The following is a 19,157-nucleotide window of genomic DNA, read 5'->3' as shown; positions in this document are numbered from 1 at the left end:
GACACCTGTCGCGGAATTAAACGACCCTGAACGGGTAATTCAGCTCAGGCATTGTGAGGAGACCTCCGATGGAAATACCTCACGAGTTCCAGGCCGTTCTCCGCCGGTATCTGCCGTACGCGGGGCCGGGTGACCTGACCCCCGGTGACGACCTCACCTCGCTCGGGCTGGATTCGATGGGGGTCGTGCAGCTGATGGTGGACCTGGAGGACGGGTACGACCTCGAACTGCCCGACGACATCCTCAGCGAGGAGACGTTCGCGACGGTGGGATCGTTGTGGCTGACCTTGTCGTTCCTGCTGGACGCGGCGCGGATCGGATTCTGAGCCATGCTGACGCGCTTCGAGGAGCTGCTGGGGTTCGGGGCCGCCGAGCACGCCGCGGTCACCTACAAGAATGTGACGCTCACCTATGGCGAGCTGCGTGAGCGGGTCGCGCGGGCGGCGGAGGGGTTGCGCTGGCTGGAGCCTGGCGCCCGGGTCGCGATCTATGCGGAGAAGCAGCTCGAAACGGTCGTCGCGATGTTCGCGGTGGCAGCGGCCGGCGGCGTCTTTGTCCCGATAAATCCGCTCTTTAAGGCTCGGCAGGTTGAGTATGTGATCGAGGATTGTGCGGCCGCGCTGCTGATCACCACTCCGGAGCGGGCGCGCACGCTGAGCGGTTCTGTGCGCACGGTGCTGATCGGAGACCTGGACGTCGTCACGACGGATCCGCCCTCCTCCGTCGATCACGATATTTCGGATATCGCGGGCATTCTCTACACGTCCGGGAGCACCGGCTCGCCGAAGGGGGTCGTGCTGAGTCACGGCAACCTGCTCGCGGGCGCGGCGAGCGTCGCCGGCTACCTCGGTCACGCCCACGACGACGTGGTCCTCGCGGCGCTGCCGTTGAGTTTCGACGCCGGGCTGAGCCAGCTGACCACGTCGTTCCTGGCCGGAGCACACGTGGTGCTGGTCAACTACCTGCTGCCCCGCGAGGTCGTCCGGCTCTGCGCCACCCACGGGGTGACGGCGCTGACCTGCGTGCCGCCGCTGTGGGCGCAGCTCGCGACGCAGCGGTGGCCCGCCGAGGCGACGCGCGGCCTGCGCTATTTCGCGAACACCGGCGGACGCCTGCCCAAGACCACACTGGCCTGGCTGCGCGAGACGTTCCCGCAGGCCACCCCCTTCCTGATGTACGGCCTGACCGAGGCGTTCCGGTCCACCTACCTGGATCCCGCCGAGATCGACCGCAGGCCCGGCTCGATCGGCAAGGCCGTGCCGAACGCCGAGGTCCTGGTCGTGCGGGCGGACGGTTCGGAGTGCGACCCGGGCGAGGAAGGCGAGATCGTGCATCGGGGGGCGCTGGTGTCGCTCGGCTACTGGAACGACCCGGCCCGTACCGCGGAGCGGTTCCGGCCGTTTCCTCCCGGCGGCGACGAGATCGCCGTGTGGTCGGGCGATGTGGCCTACCGGGACGAGGAGGGGTTCATCTTCTTCGTCGGCCGTACCGACGACATGATCAAGACGTCCGGCTACCGGCTGAGCCCGACCGAGGTGGAGGAGGCGGCGTACGCGACCGGCCTGGTCGCCGAGGCCGTCGCCGTCGGCGTACCGGACGAGGACCTGGGGGAGCACGTCGTGCTCCACGTGGTGCTCACCGAAGCCGCGGCTCCGGACGGGCTGCGCCTGGCGCTGGAACGCGACCTGCCCCGGTACATGGTGCCGCGCCGGATCGTGACCGCCACCGCGCTGCCCCGGTCGGGAAACGGCAAGTTCGACCGCGCCGAGATCCGCCGGAGCGCGGCCCGATGACCTGGCAGGGCCGCCGCGACGGGCAGCTGACCGTCGGCGGAATCCCGGTCGAGCGGCTCGCCGCCCGGATCGGGAGCACGCCGTTCTTCGCCTACGACCGCGACCTCGTCACCCGCAGGGTCGCCGCCCTCCGGGCCGCCCTGCCGGCCGGAATCCAGCTGAGCTACGCCGTCAAGGCGAACCCGATGCCCGCGCTGCTCCAGCATCTGAGCGGGCTCGTCGACGGCTTCGACGTGGCCTCGGCGCAGGAGATGCGGCATGCGCTGGACACGCCGACGCACGCCGGCCGGATCAGTTTCGCCGGGCCCGGCAAGACCGTCGAGGAGCTGTCCCAGGCGATCGCGGCCGGCGTGACGGTGGAGCTGGAATCGGAGACCGAACTGGCCAGGGCGCGCGCGATCAGCGCCGCCACCGGGGTTCCGGCCCGGATCGCGCTCCGGGTGAATCCCGATTTCACCGTGCGCGGGTCGGGGATGCGCCTGGGCGGCGGGCCGCGGCAGTTCGGGATCGACGCGGAACGGGTGCCCAAGGTGCTCGCCGGGCTGGGGGACGACGTCGACTTCCAGGGGTTCCACGTGTTCGCGGGCTCGCAGAACCTGCGCGCGGACGACATCTGCGAGGCGCAGCGGCGCACGGTGGACCTGATACTCGAACTCGCCGACCTGTCGCCGCCCGTGCGGTACGTCAATCTGGGCGGCGGGTTCGGCATTCCCTACTCGCGCCGCGACAGTCCCCTCGACCTGGAGCCGATCGGCGACAACCTGGCGCGGCTCATGCGCGAGCGCGTCGTTCCCCGGCTGCCGGGGGCCCGGGTCGTCATCGAGCTCGGGCGTTATCTGGTCGGCGAGGCGGGGGTGTACATCACCCGGGTGGTGGACCGGAAGGAATCCCGGGGGACGACTTTCGTGGTCGTGGACGGCGGGCTGCATCACCAGCTGGCGGCGTCAGGGAACTTCGGGCAGGTGATCCGGCGCAACTATCCGATGGCCGTGGCCAACCGGCTGGGCGAGGCGCCGGACGAGCCGGTCAACGTGGTCGGCTGCCTGTGCACACCGCTCGACCTGCTCGGCGACCGGGTGGAACTGCCGAGAGTCGAGATCGGCGATCTGATCGCCCTGTTCCAGGCCGGCGCGTACGGCCTCACGGCGAGCCCGACGGGGTTCCTCAGCCATCCGGCGCCGGTCGAAGTGCTCGTGTGAAACCGGGTGCCGGGCGCGCCGCGCCCGGCACGTGCTCACTCCGGCATGGGGATGACCGCCGGGAACAGGGACGGCGCCAGGGTTTCGTGGCCGGCGTTCCACAGGTCCTTGAGGCTGGTCTCCGGGTCGGTCGCGGCGACCTGGACGCCGAGGGCGATCGTGCGCAGCATGTCCGCCATGCCCTCGGCCGGGATGATCGTCGGGTCGGCCAGCATCAGGATGCTGGTCCGGCCGTTGATCACCGACACCCTGACCCGGAACGGCTGGCCGTACTGCTGGGCCAGCGGCGTCCACAGCAGCTCGGCCGGGGTCTTGGCGACGGGGTCGGAGGGCTGGCGATCGAGCTGCACGTAGTTGAACCAGCAGCGGAACAGCTGGTTCACCCAGCAGTCGTGCGCCGGTTCCTCGCCGCGTTCCGCGGCGGCCTCGGCGGCGAGTACGGCGACGCGGTCGAAATCGTAGGACGAGTACCGGTAGGCCCTGGCCCCGGCCCAGTGCAGGCGCTTGACGTGCTCGCTCAGCGGCGCCCCCGGATCGACCGTCGCGACGACCGGGATGAGCTGGTTCATCGTGCCGATCACGTGGTGGTGCTCCGGCGCGAACCGGTTGGAGGCCATCAGGCTCATCGCCACCTTGCCGGTGTTGGTGTGCCGGGCCAGACCGGCCGCGACCAGCGCCATCACCAGCGCGGGCGCGGTGACGCCGAGCTTCCTGGCGGCCAGCGCGGCCAGCCCGCCGAGGCGATGGGAGTGCAGGGTCGCCTCCAGGCGGTCGCGCTTCACCTTGGCCGGCAGCGTTGGCAGCGGGTCGGCCAGGACGTCGCCGAGGGTGCGCCGCCAGTACCGCTCGGACGCCTCCTTCCGGTCCCGCCACAGGTCGGTCCGCTGCTCGTGGGCCAGTTCGGTGGGCGAGGGCCCGAGCTCGGCGACGGCCTCCGGATCGGCCACCAGGGCGCCGAACTGGTCGGTCAGGTGGTTGATCGACCACACGTCCAGGATCAGGTGCGAGAAGGACAGCGCCAGGAACACCGGCGACCCGTTGGTGGTGACCAGCTGCCCGCGCCAGCACAGGCCGCCCTCCATCGCGAACGGCACCGCGCAGAGCTCGTTCTTGACGTCCTCCGGGTCCTCCCAGTCGCGGACCACCCGGTCCACCCGCTCGATCGGCGGCTCCGCCGTCTCGTGCACGCGCTGCACCGGCTGCCCGTCCACGAGGTGGTAGGTGGTGCGCAGCGGCTCGTGCCGCGCCATCAGCACCCGCAGCGCGTTCTCGACCCGGGCCAGCGGGAGCCCGCGCAGGTCGGAGACGATGGGGAGGTTCGCGTCCTGCATCCAATCGTCCGGATACCGCTCGATCTCGCGCCAGCTGAACAGCTGGCCGTGGCTGAGGGGGGCGTCGACGGGCATCGATTCTCCTAGCGGGTCGTGACGGTTTCCCGCCGCCCCCGCCACAGCACGGCGATGGCGACGGTGACCGCCGTCTCGAACATGGTCCCGAGCGTGACCAGGCTCGCCACGTCGGGATGGATCAGCGGCAACCCCCGCAGATCCTGCATCAGGCTGAACGCGATCAGGCCGGCGCAGGTCCCGGCGACGGTCCAGGTGAGCCGCACCCTGACCCGGCCGGACGCCACCCAGTCGGTACGGCGGGCCACCGGCCGGAGCACCGCGGCGCACAGCACGACCACCAGCAGCGCATGCATCGCCAGAAACAACGTAAAATTTCCACCGATAGCGAGTGCGGCCGCACCTCCGGCCACGGTGACCGAGGAACCCCACCGCAGCGCCGACACCAGTTCCGGCTCGCCCCGCCTCGTCACGACCAGGAGCCCGGCGACCACCAGCCCGGCCGCCCAGACGGCCGACACCACCGGATCCATCCCGCGCACCCCGAACAGCACACTCTCGACGACCAGCCAGGTCCCGGCCAGGCCGGCCCAGATCAGATCGAATGGGGGGCCGGCAATTCTGGAGTTCGGCGCGTTCTGGTGGTCACTCATCCCCGCCTCTTCTCCAAAGAGATGAATTCCGCGACGACGCGTATTCGATTTTGGCCAATATTAGCGTGTCGTACCAGGATCCGAACTCGCCTCCCGCGTGTCAAGGGAGCTGCCACCAGGTCGTGCTGACAGCTAGCTACTGGCAACAAGGTGCCAGCACACGATCGTGGTCCGGGGAAGGGACCCGCCCTTAGGGTCGCAGTAACTTCCAGCGGTGCCCATTTGAATAAATCCTAAGTGTCCATCATTTTCTCCGGATGGGTTTAGAGAAACCGGCGCGGCGTTGCCGGTGACGCCCGAGGCTTGAGGTGGCGCATTCATGGTTGGTGAGTCGATTCAGTCGGACGCCCGGCGGGATTCGTCGGTCGAACCGGTCGCTGTGGTGGGTCTGTCCTGCCGGCTCCCCCAGGCCGACACTCCCGAGCGTTTCTGGCGGCTGCTCCGGGACGGGGTGGACGCGGTGACCGCGCCGCCCGCCGGCCGGTGGCCGGACGCCGAGACGCCAGGCCGCGGCCGGGGCGGGTTCGTCGACGACGTGGACCGTTTCGACGCCGCCTTCTTCGGGATCTCCCCGCACGAGGCCGCCGCCATGGACCCGCAGCAGCGGCTGGTGCTGGAACTCGCCTGGGAGGCGCTGGAGAACGCCAGGGTCGCCCCCACCGCCCTGCGCGACGCGGCGGCCGGCGTGTTCATCGGCGCGATCTCCAACGACCACGCCGCCCTGCTCGGCGAACCCGGCCGGCACACCTACACCGGCGCCAACCGCGCCATGATCGCCAATCGCGTCTCGTACTTCCTGGGCCTGCGCGGCCCGAGCCTCACGCTGGACGCGGGGCAGTCCTCCTCGCTGGTCGCCGTGGAGCTGGCCTGCCAGAGCCTGCGCAGGGGCGAGACCGGCCTGGCGCTGGCCGGCGGCGTCAACCTGAACCTGCTCGGCCAGACCACCACCGCGATCGGCAGCTTCGGCGCGCTCTCTCCCGACGGGCGCTGTTACACCTTCGACAGCCGGGCGAACGGGTATGTGCGCGGCGAGGGCGGCGCGCTGGTCGTGCTCAAGCCGCTCGCGGCGGCGCTCGCCGACGGGGACGCGGTGCACTGCGTGATCCTCGGCGGAGCCGTCAACAACGACGGCGGCGGCGACGGCCTGACCGTGCCGAGCGCCCGCGCCCAGCGGGAGGTCATCACGCTGGCCCGCCGCTCCGCCGGGGTCGCCCCCGCCGAGGTCCAGTACGTCGAACTGCACGGCACCGGCACCAGGGTGGGCGACCCGATCGAGGCCGGCGCGCTCGGCGCCGCCCACGCCGGAGCCCGCCCGGCGGGCGACCCGCTGCTGGTCGGCTCCGTGAAGACGAACATCGGCCATCTCGAAGGCGCGGCGGGCATCGCCGGCCTCCTCAAGATCGTTCTCAGCCTCAAGAACCGCGAACTCCCGGCCAGCCTCAACTTCGAGACCCCGAACCCGGACATCCCGCTCACCGACCTGGCCCTCCAGGTCGTCCGGTCGTCCGGCCCGTGGCCCGCGCCCGACCGCCGGCTGATCGCCGGCGTCAGCTCGTTCGGCATGGGCGGCACCAACTGCCATCTGATCCTGGCCGAAGCCCCGCCGACCGCCGAGACCCCGCCGCCCCCGGACGCCGGCGCGGGACCCCCGCAGGCTATGGGCATCGACGCGGGACCGCCCTGGGTGATCTCCGCCCGGTCGGCCGAGGCGCTCCGGGCGCAGGCCGGACGGCTCCACGACCGGGTCAACGGCGAACCCGCGGCCGACGTCGCCGACGTGGCCCTCTCGCTGGTACGGACCCGGGCGCGCTTCGAGCATCGGGCGGTCGTTCTCGGGGAGCGCCGCCGCGAAGGGCTCGACGCGTTCGCCGTTGGGCGGCCTGCGGAGTCGGTGGTCAGCGGATCGGTCATCGCCGGCCGGCGGGCGTTCGTCTTCCCCGGGCAGGGTTCGCAGTGGGCAGGGATGGCCGCCGGGCTGCTCGACGGGTCGCCGGAGTTCGCCGCGCTGATCGAATCCTGCGGCGCGGCGCTCGAACCGTTCGTGGACTACTCCCTCCTCGACGTCCTGCGCGGCGCGCCGGGCGCGCCCGGCCTGGACCGGGTCGACGTGGTGCAGCCCTCGCTGTGGGCGGTCATGGTGTCGCTCGCCGGACTGTGGCGGGCGCGGGGCGTCGAACCCGACCTGGTCCTCGGGCACTCGCAGGGCGAGATCGCCGCGGCCACCGTCGCCGGGGCGCTGAGCCTGGCGGACGGCGCGCGGGTCGTGGCGCTGCGCAGCCGGGCCATCGCCGGGATCGCAGGCCACGGCGGCATGATGTCGATCGCCGCGCCGCTCGACGTCGTCGAGGAGGCGGTCCGGCCGCTGGCGCCGCAGGTGGGCGTGGCCGCGTTCAACGGCCCGCGCTCGGCGGTCGTGTCCGGGCCGCGCGCGGCCCTCGTCGAGCTGGGGGAGCGGCTGGTCGCCGCCGGGCACCGGGTCAAGCTGCTGCCGGTCGACTACGCGTCCCACTCGGCCGAGGTCGAGGGTATCCGCGACGAGGTCATCGCCGCGCTGGCACCGATCCGGCCGGTGAGCGCGCCGACGCTGTTCGTCTCCACCCTCACCGGCGAGCCGCTGGACACGGCCGGGCTCGACGCCGAGTACTGGTACCGCGGCCTCCGGCAGCCGGTCCGGTTCGCGCAGGCCACCCGCCGCGCGCTCGACCTGGGCGCGGGGCTGTTCATCGAGTGCAGCCCGCATCCCGTGGTCGGTTCCGGGGTCGCCGAGACGGCCGAGGCCGCGGAGCTGGACGTGGCGGTCGTCGGGTCGCTGCGGCGTGGCGACGGCGGGCCGGAGCGGTTCACCCGGTCGCTGGCGGAGGCGTACACCTATGGGGCGCCCGTCGACTGGGCCGCCCTCGTTCCGGCCGCGCGGCTGATCGACCTGCCGACCTATCCGTTCCAGCGCAGCCACTACGCCCCGGCTGCGGCCGGGCCTCGTTCCCCCTCCACGCCGGCCCCGGCGGTGACCTCCGGTGACGCGCCTGTCGGGCTTTCGCGGCGGGAGATCCGCGAACTGGTTCTCAGCACCGCCGCCGGTGTCCTCGGGCATGGGGACGGTGCGGGCGTCGAACCGTACCGGACGTTCAAGGATCTTGGTTTCGAGTCGGCGGCCACTGAGGATCTGCGGGCCAGGCTGCGCGCCGCGACCGGGCTGCGGCTGCCGACCGGGCTGCTGTTCGATCATCCGACGCCGGATCGGCTCACCGAGCATCTGTACGCGCTGACCCGCGGTGGCACGGCCGAGGCGGGCCCCGCCGAGCGGACCGACGCCGACGGCGACCCGATCGTGGTCGTCGCGATGGGCTGCCGCTACCCCGGCGGCGTGACCACGCCCGAAGACCTGTGGCGTCTCGTCGACGCCGGCGCCGACGCCATCGGGGAGTTCCCCGAGGACCGGGGCTGGGACCTCGACGCGCTGTTCGCACCGGGCGGGCCGGGCGCCAGCGACACCCGTTACGGCGGCTTCCTCACCGGCGCGGATCGCTTCGACGCCGGATTCTTCGGGATCAGCCCGCGCGAGGCGGTCGCCATGGACCCCCAGCAGCGGCTGCTGATGGAGATCTCCTGGGAGACCCTCGAACGCGCCGGGGTGGATCCCGGCACGCTGAACGGCACGCCCACCGGCGTGTTCGTCGGCGCGATGGCCTCCGACTACGGGCCGCGCCTGCACCAGCCCACCGGCGTCGCCGACGGCCACCTGCTGACCGGCACCGCGCTCAGCGTCGCGTCCGGCCGGATCGCGTACGCGCTGGGGCTGCGCGGCCCGGCGATCACGGTCGACACGGCGTGCTCGTCGTCGCTGGTCGCGATCGTGCTGGCCATGCAGGCGCTGCGGCGCGGCGAATGCTCGCTGGCGCTGGCCGGCGGGGCGACCGTGATGTCCAGCCCCGGGCTGTTCGTCGAGTTCAGCCGGCAGCGCGGGCTCGCCGCCGACGGCCGCTGCAAGGCGTTCTCCGCGCAGGCGGACGGCACCGGCTGGGGCGAGGGCGCGGGCCTGCTCCTGCTCGAACGGCAGTCCGACGCGGTACGGCACGGGCACCCTGTGCTGGCCGTCCTGCGGGGCGGCGCGATCAACCAGGACGGCGCGAGCAACGGCCTCACCGCCCCGAGCGGCCAGGCCCAGCAGGAGGTCATCCGCCAGGCCCTCGCCGACGCACGGATGTCCGCCGCCGAGATCGACGTGGTCGAGGCGCACGGCACGGGGACCCGCCTCGGCGACCCGATCGAAGCCGAATCGATCATCGCCGCGTACGGGACCGGCCGTGATCCCGGGCGGCCGGTCTGGCTGGGCTCCCTGAAGTCCAACGTCGGCCACACTCAGGCCGCGGCCGGAGTCGGCGGGCTGATCAAGATGATCAAGTCTCTGGAGCACCGCACGCTCCCGCGAACCCTGCACGCCGACGAGCCCACCACCCAGGTCGACTGGTCGGCCGGCCAGGTCCGCCTGCTCACCGAACCGGTCGGCCTGCCCGCCGACCGCCCGCTCCGCGCGGCCGTCTCCAGCTTCGGCATCAGCGGCACCAACGCCCACGTCATCCTGGAACGCCCAGCCGCCACCGGCCGGGACCGGCGCGACGCGGAACCGGCCGGTCCGGACTCCGCCCTGGTCTGGCGCGACGCGGAGCCGGGCGGCCCTGACTCCGCGCTGGTCTGGGCGCTGTCGGCGAAGAGCGAGACGGCGCTCCGGGAGCACGCCATCCGCCTCGGCGCGTTCGCCGAGGGCGCGGCGGAGGAGGACCTGGCCGCCGCAGGGCGGCTGCTGGCGCGGCGGGCGGCCTTCGCCCACCGGGCCGTCGTGGTCGCCGGGAACCGCGCGGAACTGCTCGAAGGACTGGCGGCCGTCGCCGCAGGGACGCCGCACGGAGCCGTGGTGGCCGGGGTCGCCGACGGTGTGGCGCGGCCGGTGTTCGTCTTCCCCGGGCAGGGGTCGCAGTGGGCCGGGATGGCCGTCGAACTGCTCGAATCCAGTGCCGTGTTCCGGGAGTGGCTGACCCGGTGCGAGGACGCGCTCCGGCCGTATGTCGGCTGGTCGGTGGCGGACGTGCTGCGCGAGGCCGAGGGAGCGCCGAAGCTCGAAGGGTCCGACGTCATTCAGCCGGTGCTGTTCGCGGTGATGGTGTCGCTGGCCGAGTTGTGGCGGTCGGTGGGGGTCGATCCCACGGCGGTGGTCGGGCACTCCCAGGGCGAGATCACCGCGGCGTGCGTCGCGGGGGCGCTGTCGCTGGCGGACGCGGCGAAGGTCGTGGCGCTCCGAAGCAGGGCGCTGATGAAGCTGGGCGGCACCGGCGGCATGCTCGCCGTGTCGCTGCCGGCCGACCGGATCGAGCTGGACCGATGGGCCGGGCGGCTGTGGCCGGCCGTGTACAGCGGTCCGGCCAACACGGTCGTCGCCGGTGACCTGGACGCGCTGGCCGAGTACGCGGCCGACTGCGGCGAAGGCGTGCGGACCCGGCCGGTCGCGATCGACTACGCCGCGCACACCCCGCACATCGCGGCGCTGCGCGACGAACTGCTCGCCACGCTCGGCGACGTCACACCGCGCAGGACCGAGGTCGCGTTCTGCTCGGCCCGCGACGGCGCGTTCATCGATCCGGCCGAACTCACCGCCGACTACTGGTTCACCAGCCTTCGCACCCCGGTCCGTTTCCAGCAGGCCATCGAGGCGTTCGACGGCACCCCGGTCTTCATCGAGGCCAGCCCGCATCCGGTGCTGACCGGGCACGTCCAGGACACCCTGGCGGCGGCGGGCCGGCCGGGCGGCGCCACCGGCACGCTCCGCCGCGACCAGGGCGGCCGGCCGAGGTTCCTGCTGGCCGTCGCCCACGCGTACACGCTGGGCGCGGGCGTCGACTGGGCCGCCGCGCTCGGCGACGGGCCCAGCCACCACGTCGACCTGCCCACCTATCCGTTCGAGCGCGACCGCCACTGGATCGACGGCGACGCTCAGGCGGGGCATCCGCTGCTCGGCACGGTCGTCCCGCTGGCCGGCGAAGGCGGATTCCTGCTCAGCGGCCGGCTGTCGCGCGGGAGCACGCCCTGGCTGGGCGATCACGTCGTGGACGGGAACGCGATCCTGCCGGGCACGGCGTTCGTGGAGTTCGCGCTGGCCGCCGCGGCCGCCTCGGACTGCGACGAGGTCGAGGACCTGACGCTGGAGGCGCCGCTGCCGCTGCCAGGCGCGTGGTCGGTGCACGTCCAGGTCGCGGTCACCGCCGCCGACGAGCAGGGACGTCGCGGGTTCACCGTGCACGCCCGCCCGGCCGGCGACCCGGAACTCCCGTGGACCAGGCACGCGGCGGGCACCCTCGCGATGTCGGCCCCTGCCGACGCCGACCGGCTGGCCTGGCCGCCCGGCGACCCCGTCGACGTCGCCGACGCCTACCAGCGGCTGGCCGACCACGGCTACCAGTACGGCCCCGCCTTCCAGGGCCTGCGCGCCGCCTGGCGCTCGGGCGCCGACACTTACGTGGAGGTCGCGCTTCCCGAACCGCTGCGCGGAGACAGGTTCACGCTGCACCCGGCGCTGCTGGACGCGGCCCTGCACCTCCTCGTCCTGGACGCCGCCGACGAGGCGCGTGACCCCGGCACGCTGCTGCTGCCCTTCTCCTGGAGCGGGGTACGGGTGTCCGCCCCGGGCGCGGACTCCCTCCGGGTGCGCCTGTCCGGCGACTCGCTGGAGATCTACGACGGAACCGGCTTCAAGATCGCCGAAGCCGACGAGCTGCACCTGCGCGGCGTGGCCCGCGGCGCGGCCCGGCCCGCCGCGCAGGCGTACGCGCTCGACTGGATCGACCTGGCGACACCGGACGACGGCCTGGCCGGCCGGCGCTGGGCCGTCGTCGGGTACGACGAGTTCGCCGACGAGATCGGCGCGGCGCTGGTCGCGGCCGGGGTGAACGCGCCGCGCGGCTACGACCTCGCCTCCCTCGCGGAGATGTCCTTCGGCGACGTGCCGGCCACCGTGCTGGTGCCGTACCTGCCGGAGGACGACGACCTTCCCTACGGCGCGCACAACGGTATGTCCCAGGCGCTCAACCTCATCCAGACCTGGGTGGGGGACGAGCGGTTCGCCGGATCGCGGCTGGTGTTCGTCACCAGGGGAGCGCGGAGTTCGCCGGCGGGCGGCGCGCTCTGGGGGCTCGTCCGCTCCGCGCAGTCCGAACATCCGGGGCGATTTGTCCTGCTAGATGTGGAAGAGGAGTTCACCGCCTGGGGCCTGGCCGCAGCGGCGGTGGCCGCGGGTGAGACGCAGCTCGTGACGCGTGACGGCACGGTGCTGGTCCCTCGCCTGGCTCGCCGGACCATCGCGGAACAGGGCGAATCCGGTCCCGGGCTGGGAGCGGGCACCGTGCTCGTCACCGGCGGCACCGGCGGGCTGGGCGCGCTGGTCGCCCGGCGGCTGGTCGAGCGGCACGGCGTACGGAACCTGCTGCTGGTCTCCCGGCGCGGTTCCGGCGCGCCGGGCGCGGCGGAACTGCGCGCCGACCTGGAAGCCCTGGGCGCGCAGGTCACCATCGCCGCCTGCGACGTGTCCGACCGCACCCGGCTGGCCGCCCTGCTCACCGGCCACGAGGTCACCGCCGTCATCCACACCGCGGCCGTCCTGGACGACGCCACCGTCGAGGGCATGTCGGCCGAGCGCCTGGACACCGTGTTCGCGCCCAAGGCCGACGCCGCCTGGAACCTGCACGAACTGATCCCCGGCGCGACCACGTTCCTGATGTTCTCCTCGGTGGCGGGCGTGCTCGGCAACCCCGGCCAGGGCAACTACGCCGCCGCCAACGCCTTCCTGGACTCGCTCGCCGTGCACCGCCAGGCCCAGAACCTGCCGGCGGTCTCCGTCGCCTGGGGCCTCTGGGCCACCGAATCGGGGATGTCCGGCACGCTGTCCGACGCCGACACGGCCCGGCTGGCCCGCGCCGGCATCGCCCCGATGAGCACCGAGCAAGGTCTGGAGCTCTTCGACGCGGCGCTGACCGCGCGGACCCCCCTGCTGGTGGCCGCGACCTGGGATACCGCCGGGCTCCGCGCCAGGGCGGCGGCCGGCGACCTGCCCCCGCCCCTGCGCGGCCTGGTCCGCGCCCCGCGCCGGGCCGCCGGCCAGAGCAGTGCCGGTCAGGGCGACGCGCGGGCGACCGGAAAGACCGGCCTGGTCGAGCGCCTCGCCCAGCTCCCCCCGGCCGACGCCCAGGCCCACCTGATCGACGTCATCCGTTCGCACGTCGCCGCCGTCCTGGCGCACGGCGGCGCGAGCAGCATCGGCGTCGATCGCGCCTTCAACGAACTCGGCTTCGACTCCCTCACCGCGGTCGAGCTGCGCAACCGGCTCAATGCCGACACCGGGCTGCGGCTCCCGGCGACGCTGGTGTTCGACCACCCCACCGTCGCGGCCCTCACCGACCACCTGTTCCGCACCCTGGCACCCGCCGCGCCCTCCGCGGAGGACACCCTGCGCGGCGCGCTGGAACAGGTCGAATCCATGGTCGCCGCCGCCAACGGCGACGGGGACGCCCTTCGCGGCAAGCTCGTCGCGATTCTGCAGAGCGGTCTGGAGACCTTCGGGGCCGCCACCATCACCAGGTTCCGCGCGCGTCCGAGCGGCACCACGGACGCGGCGGAGAAACTCAGCTCCGCCTCGGACGAGGAGATCTTCGCCTTGCTCGACGACCGGACCAAGGCGTCACCACTGAGGTCCTCCCTGGAAAGGTCCGATTATGGCGACTGAGGACAAACTGCGCGAATATCTCAAGCGCGCGATCGTCGAGTTGGCCGAAGCCCGGCAGCGGCTCAGCGACAGCGACGACCGCAGGCACGAGCCCATCGCGATCGTCGGCATGGCCTGCCGCTACCCCGGCGGCGTGACCAGCCCGGAAGACCTGTGGGACCTGGTCACCGCGGGCCGCGACGCCATCGGCGAGATGCCCGCCGACCGGGGCTGGGACGTCGAGGGCATGTACGACCCCGACCCGGAGGCGATGGGCAAGTCCTACACCCGGCACGGCGGCTTCCTGTACGACGCGGCCGACTTCGACGCGGCCTTCTTCGGGATGAGCCCGCGTACCGCGCTGGCCACCGACCCGCAGCACCGGCTGGTGCTGGAGTCGTCCTGGGAGGCGTTCGAGCGGGCCGGGATCGACCCGGCCACGCTGCGCGGCAGCCGTACCGGGGTCTACGTCGGGAACATGTACAGCGACTACTCCACCCGGTTCACCGACGGCGCGGTGCCGGAAGGGGTCGAGGGCACGCTGCTGGTGTCGAGCGCGCCGAGCGTGCTGCCGGGGCGGGTCTCCTACACCTTCGGGCTGGAGGGCCCGTCGATCTCGGTCGACACGGCCTGCTCCTCCTCGCTGGTCGCGGTGCACCTGGCGGTGCAGGCGCTGCGGCGCGGCGAGTGCACGATGGCGCTCGCGGGAGGCGTCACCGTGATGGCCACTCCCGACTCCTTCGTCGAGTTCTCCCGGCAGCGCGCGCTGTCGCCGGACGGGCGGTGCAAGTCGTTCTCGGCCGACGCGGACGGCGTGTCCTGGGCCGAGGGCGCCGGCATCCTGCTGCTGGAGCGGCTGTCGGACGCGCGCCGCAACGGCCGCCGCGTGCTGGCCGTCATCCGCGGCTCCGCCGTCAACCAGGACGGCGCCAGCAACGGGCTGACCGCCCCGAACGGCCCCGCCCAGGAGAAGGTCGTCGAGCAGGCGCTCGCCGACTCCCGGCTGGACACCCGCGACATCGACGTCGTCGAGGCGCACGGCACCGGCACCCGGCTCGGCGACCCGATCGAGGCGGGCGCGCTGCTGGCCACCTACGGGCAGGGCCGCGCCAAGGACCGCCCGCTCTGGCTGGGCTCGGTGAAGTCGAACATCGGCCACACCCAGGCCGCCGCTGGAGTGGCCGGCCTGATCAAGATGGTGCAGGCGATGCGGCACGGCGTGCTGCCCCGCACCCTGCACGTGGACGACGCGACCGGCCAGACCGGCCAGGGCGCCCCGGTGGACTGGCAGGCCGACGGGATCCGGCTGCTGACCGGCCCGCGCCGCTGGTTCCGCGAAGGCCACCCGCGCCGGGCCGGCGTCTCCTCCTTCGGCATCGGCGGCACGAACGCGCACGTCATCCTCGAAGAGGCCCCCGAGCAGCCGGAACCGCAGAGCCAGGCCCCCGCGGTCACCGGAGCCCCGCACGCGTGGCTGCTCACCGCCCGCACCGCCACCTCGCTGCGCGAGCAGGCGGCCCGGCTGCACAAGCTGGTCAGCGCCGATCCGACGCTGGCCCCCGCCGACGTCGCGCACGCCCTCGCGTCCAAGCGGGCCAGGTTCGAGCACCGCGCCGTCGTCATCGGCCACGACAGGGAGACCCTGCTGGCCGGCCTTGACGGGCACCGCCAGGACGAGTGGATCACCGGCACCGCGCCGGACCGGCCCAGGCTGGCGTTCCTGTTCACCGGGCAGGGCGGCCAGCGGGCCGGCATGGGCCGCGAACTGGCCGCCGCCTCGCCGGTGTTCGCCGCCGCGCTCGACGAGGTCTGCGCCGCCCTGGACCGCTACCTGGACCGGCCGCTCCGCGAGGTGATGTGGGCCGAACCCGGCACCCCGGACGCGGCCCTGCTGAACAAGACCCGCTACACCCAGCCCGCCCTGTTCGCCTACGAGGTGGCCGCCTACCGGCTGCTCGAATCGCTCGGCGTCACCCCCGACTTCGTGGCCGGCCACTCGGTCGGCGAGTTCGCCGCCGCGCACGTGTCCGGCGTCTGGTCGCTGGCCGACGCGGCCCGGCTGATCGCCGCCAGGGGCCGGCTCATGCAGGCGCTGGACGTGCCCGGCGCGATGGTCGCCATCGAGGCGAGCGTGGATGAGGTACGGCCCGGCCTGACCGGCCAGGTCGGCTTCGCGGCCGTCAACGGGCCCGCAGCCGTCGTCGTGTCCGGCCCCGAGGAGGCGACGCTCGCGGTCGGGGCGCGCTGGCGCGAGCTCGGCCGCCGCACCCGCAGGCTGCCGGTCAGCCACGCCTTCCACTCGCCGCTGATGGAGCCGGTGCTGGCCGCGTTCGAGGCCGAACTGCGCACCGTCCTGTTCACCGAGCCGCAGCTCCCGGCCGCCACCAACCTGGGCGGCGACGCCACCTGGACGGATCCGGCGTACTGGCTGGACCAGATCAGGCACGCGGTCCTGTTCCAGCCGATGATCGCCCGGCTGGAGGCGGACGGCGTCCGCGCCTTCCTGGAGGTGGGGCCCGAGGCGGTGCTGGCCGGGATGGCGCACGACTGCGTCACCGGTCCGGACGCGGTGATCGTCCCGCTGTACCGGCGGCAGCGCTCCGAGCCCGACTCGCTCGTCGCCTGCCTGGCGCGGGTGGCCGTCGCCGGAGTCCCGGTCGACTGGGCGGCGCTGTCCGGCGGCGGCACGCACGTGGAACTGCCCACCTACGCGTTCGACCGCGAGCGGTTCTGGCTCAGCTCGCTGAGCCGCACCGGCGACGTCGCCGCGGCCGGGCTCCGCGGCGTCGGCCACCCCCTGCTGGGCGCGGCCGTCGACCTCGCCGACGACGGCACCACGATCCTCACCGGGCGGCTCTCCGCCGCGTCCGCGCCCTGGCTGAGCGAGCACGTGATGCTCGGCTCGGCCGTGCTGCCCGGCGCGGCGCTGGTGGACCTGGTGCTGGACGCGGGCGGCCGGCTCGGCTGCGACCGGATCGAAGAGATCATGTTCGAGGCCCCGCTGATCCTGCCCGCCAAGGGCGCGGTCGACGTGCAGGTCGTCATCCGGCACGCCGAAGGACCCCGCCAGGTCCGGGTCTACACCCGTCCCGCCGACGACCCCGAGGGCGCCTGGACCCGGCACGTCTCCGGCCTCGTCACCGCGGCCCCCGCCGCAACGGTCGCCGCCTGGGCCGGCGTCTGGCCGCCTGCCGACGCCGTCCCGGTCGCCGTCGACGGCGGCTACGAGCGGCTGGCCGACCTCGGCTACGAGTACGGCCCCACCTTCCAGGCCGTCCGCGCCCTCTGGCGGCAGGGCGACGACCTGCTCGCCGAGGTCGCCGTCGACGACGACCTGGACGTCACCGGCTACGGCCTCCACCCCGCGCTCTTCGACGCGATGTTCCATCCCATGCTACTGGCCGGCGGCGACGCCCCCGGCGAACTCCGCCTCCCGTTCGAGTTCCGCGGCGTGCGGCTGCTCGCCGCCGGGGCCTCCCGCCTGCGGGTACGGCTCACGCCCATCGGCGCGGACGGCTGCGCCATCCAGGCGGCCGACGACGCGGGGCGGCCGGTCTTCTCGATGGACTCGCTCCGGGTCCGGCCGGTCCCGGTGACCGCGCTGGCCGCCTCGACCGGCCCGGTGCCGCACGGGGTGGACTGGGTGGAGGTGTCCGTGACGGGCGGCGACGGCTCCGGGTTCGCGTTCCTGGACCCGGCCCTGCTCCAGTCGCCTGACCCCCTGCCCGGGTTCGTGGTGGCCACCCTGACCGCCACCTCGGGGAATGTGCCCGCCACCGTACGCGAGCTGTCCACCCAGGCGCTCAACCTGATCCAGACCTGGGTGGCCGGCGAACGCTTCTCCGGTTCCCGGCTGGTGTTCCGTACCCGCGTCGACGACCTGGCCGGCGCGGCCGTGTGGGGCCTGGTACGGGCGGCGCAGTCCGAGCACCCCGGCAGGTTCGTCCTGCTGGACGCCGGGCCCGGCTTCACCGCCTGGGACCAGGTCGCCGCCGCGGTGGGCGCGGGCGAGTCGCAGCTCAGCGTCCGCGACGGCGCGATCCTGGTGCCCCGGCTGGCCCGCCGCCCGATCCAGGCCCCGGCCGAACTGGGGTCGGGCACGGTGCTGATCACCGGCGGCACCGGGGCCCTCGGCGCCCTGGTCGCCCGGCGGCTGGTCGAGCGGCACGGCGTACGGGATCTGCTGCTCGTCTCCAGGCGTGGGCTGGACGCGCCCGGCGCCGGCCGGCTCGTCTCGCACCTGGGCAGTTACGGCGCCCGGGTGATGGTCGCCGCGTGCGACGTGTCCGACCGGGACGCGCTCGCCGCCGCGCTCGCGCTCATCCCGGCCGACCGGCCGCTCACCTCGGTCATCCACACGGCCGGCGTGCTCGACGACGCCACCGTCGAAGGGCTCACACCCGCCCGGCTGGACACGGTCCTGGCGCCCAAGGCCGACGCGGCCTGGTATCTGCACGAACTCACGCTGGCGGCCCCGCTCGCGGCGTTCGTGCTGTTCTCCTCGCTGGCGGGCGTGCTCGGCAACCCGGGGCAGGGCAACTACGCCGGCGCGAACGTGTTCCTGGACGCGCTGGCCGCGCACCGCCGTAAGGCGGGCCTGCCCGGCGTGTCGATCGCGTGGGGGCTCTGGGACACCGAATCGGGGATGTCCGGCACGCTGACCGAGGCCGAGACGGCCCGGCTGGCCCGCTCCGGCATCGCCCCGCTCAGCGTCGAGCAGGGCCTGGACCTCCTGGACGCGGCGCTCGGCAGCCCGGAACCGCTCGTCGTGGCGGTCAGGTGGGACACCGCCGGGCTGCGGGCCAGGGCCGAGGCCGGCGACCTGCCGCCGATGGCGCGCGGCCTGGTCCGCGCCCCCCGCCGGGCCGTGGCCGGTGGGCCGGCCGGCTCCACCGGATCGGCTCCGGCCGGTGGGCTCGGGGACCGGCTGGCCGGGATGACCCAGGCGGACGCGCTGCGCCTGCTCACCGACACCGTCCGGGTCCACGTCGCCGCCGTGCTCGCGCACGGCAGCGCCGCCAGCATTGGCGTCGACCGGGCGTTCAACGAACTCGGTTTCGACTCGCTCACCGCCGTCGAACTCCGCAACCGGCTCAACGCCGAGACCGGCCTGCTGCTCCCGGCGACGCTGGTGTTCGACCACCCGACCGTGAACGCGCTGACCGACTACCTGTTCAAGAGCCTGGCCCCGGCCACCCCCTCGCCCGAGGAGATGCTGCGGGGCGCGCTGGAACGCGTCGAATCGATGATCACAGCGGCCGCCGGCGACGCGATCAGGAACAAGGTCGTCGCGATCCTGCAGAGCGGCCTGAACCGCTTCACGGCCGCGGCTGCCCCGGACGACGCGGACGACGTGGCAGACAAGATCGACTCGGCCTCCGATGAGGAGATTTTCGCGCTCATCGACAACGAGCGGTGAC

At 73.5% G+C, this 19,157-nt stretch carries 7 protein-coding genes; 5 read left to right on the top strand and 2 right to left on the bottom strand.

Annotation, left to right across the window (positions count from 1 at the left end):
* The first annotated feature begins 68 nt into the window (after positions 1 to 68).
* From Acor_RS06550 to Acor_RS06540, 3 genes are read left to right on the top strand one after another with little or no spacing between them, the layout of a single operon-like run.
* Positions 69 to 326, top strand: a complete 258-nt coding sequence (locus tag Acor_RS06550; protein ID WP_155335640.1) for a phosphopantetheine-binding protein — start codon at positions 69 to 71, stop codon at positions 324 to 326.
* Between the two features lie 3 nt (positions 327 to 329).
* Positions 330 to 1,793 (top strand): AMP-binding protein, encoded by a 1,464-nt coding sequence (locus Acor_RS06545; RefSeq protein ID WP_155335639.1) that lies wholly within the window; start codon positions 330 to 332, stop codon positions 1,791 to 1,793.
* Positions 1,790 to 2,992, top strand: coding sequence for a pyridoxal-dependent decarboxylase, exosortase A system-associated (locus tag Acor_RS06540; protein ID WP_155335638.1), 1,203 nt, complete (start codon positions 1,790 to 1,792; stop codon positions 2,990 to 2,992). Before Acor_RS06545 ends, Acor_RS06540 begins: the two co-directional genes overlap by 4 nt.
* Before the next feature lie 35 nt (positions 2,993 to 3,027).
* On the opposite strand, the gene Acor_RS06535 is transcribed toward Acor_RS06540, so the two are convergent.
* Together Acor_RS06535 and Acor_RS06530 are read right to left on the bottom strand one after the other, a co-directional pair.
* Positions 3,028 to 4,398 carry a condensation domain-containing protein gene (locus Acor_RS06535; protein ID WP_155335637.1) on the bottom strand — a complete coding sequence of 457 codons (1,371 nt, stop codon included), beginning with the start codon at positions 4,396 to 4,398 and terminating at the stop codon, positions 3,028 to 3,030.
* Positions 4,399 to 4,406: 8 nt separating this feature from the next.
* Positions 4,407 to 4,991: a hypothetical protein gene (locus Acor_RS06530; protein ID WP_155335636.1), complete on the bottom strand. Its 585-nt coding sequence runs from the start codon at positions 4,989 to 4,991 to the stop codon at positions 4,407 to 4,409.
* A 319-nt stretch (positions 4,992 to 5,310) separates the two neighbouring features.
* Between Acor_RS06530 and Acor_RS06525 the strand changes: the two genes are divergently transcribed.
* Both Acor_RS06525 and Acor_RS06520 read left to right on the top strand, forming a co-directional pair.
* On the top strand, positions 5,311 to 13,758 hold the full coding sequence (locus tag Acor_RS06525) for a type I polyketide synthase (protein WP_155335635.1): 8,448 nt from the start codon (positions 5,311 to 5,313) through the stop codon (positions 13,756 to 13,758).
* On the top strand, positions 13,748 to 19,156 hold the full coding sequence (locus tag Acor_RS06520) for a type I polyketide synthase (protein ID WP_155335634.1): 5,409 nt from the start codon (positions 13,748 to 13,750) through the stop codon (positions 19,154 to 19,156). The genes Acor_RS06525 and Acor_RS06520 overlap by 11 nt, the downstream gene beginning before the upstream one ends.
* Position 19,157: the final 1 nt, after the last annotated feature.

Origin of the sequence: Acrocarpospora corrugata (assembly GCF_009687845.1) — a bacterium.
Classification (GTDB): domain Bacteria; phylum Actinomycetota; class Actinomycetes; order Streptosporangiales; family Streptosporangiaceae; genus Acrocarpospora; species Acrocarpospora corrugata.
Note: the sequence above shows the minus strand (reverse complement) of the source record. Positions and strands in the feature narration are given on the sequence as shown.

Excerpts from the sequence above, each read along its gene's own strand:
- Acor_RS06545 (WP_155335639.1), top strand. The coding sequence starts at position 330 with ATGCTGACGCGCTTCGAGGAGCTGCTGGGGTTCGGGGCCGCCGAGCAC.
- Acor_RS06520 (WP_155335634.1), top strand. The coding sequence starts at position 13,748 with ATGGCGACTGAGGACAAACTGCGCGAATATCTCAAGCGCGCGATCGTC.
- Acor_RS06535 (WP_155335637.1), bottom strand. The coding sequence starts at position 4,398 with ATGCCCGTCGACGCCCCCCTCAGCCACGGCCAGCTGTTCAGCTGGCGC.
- Acor_RS06530 (WP_155335636.1), bottom strand. The coding sequence starts at position 4,991 with ATGAGTGACCACCAGAACGCGCCGAACTCCAGAATTGCCGGCCCCCCA.
- Acor_RS06525 (WP_155335635.1), top strand. The coding sequence starts at position 5,311 with ATGGTTGGTGAGTCGATTCAGTCGGACGCCCGGCGGGATTCGTCGGTC.
- Acor_RS06540 (WP_155335638.1), top strand. The coding sequence starts at position 1,790 with ATGACCTGGCAGGGCCGCCGCGACGGGCAGCTGACCGTCGGCGGAATC.
- Acor_RS06550 (WP_155335640.1), top strand. The coding sequence starts at position 69 with ATGGAAATACCTCACGAGTTCCAGGCCGTTCTCCGCCGGTATCTGCCG.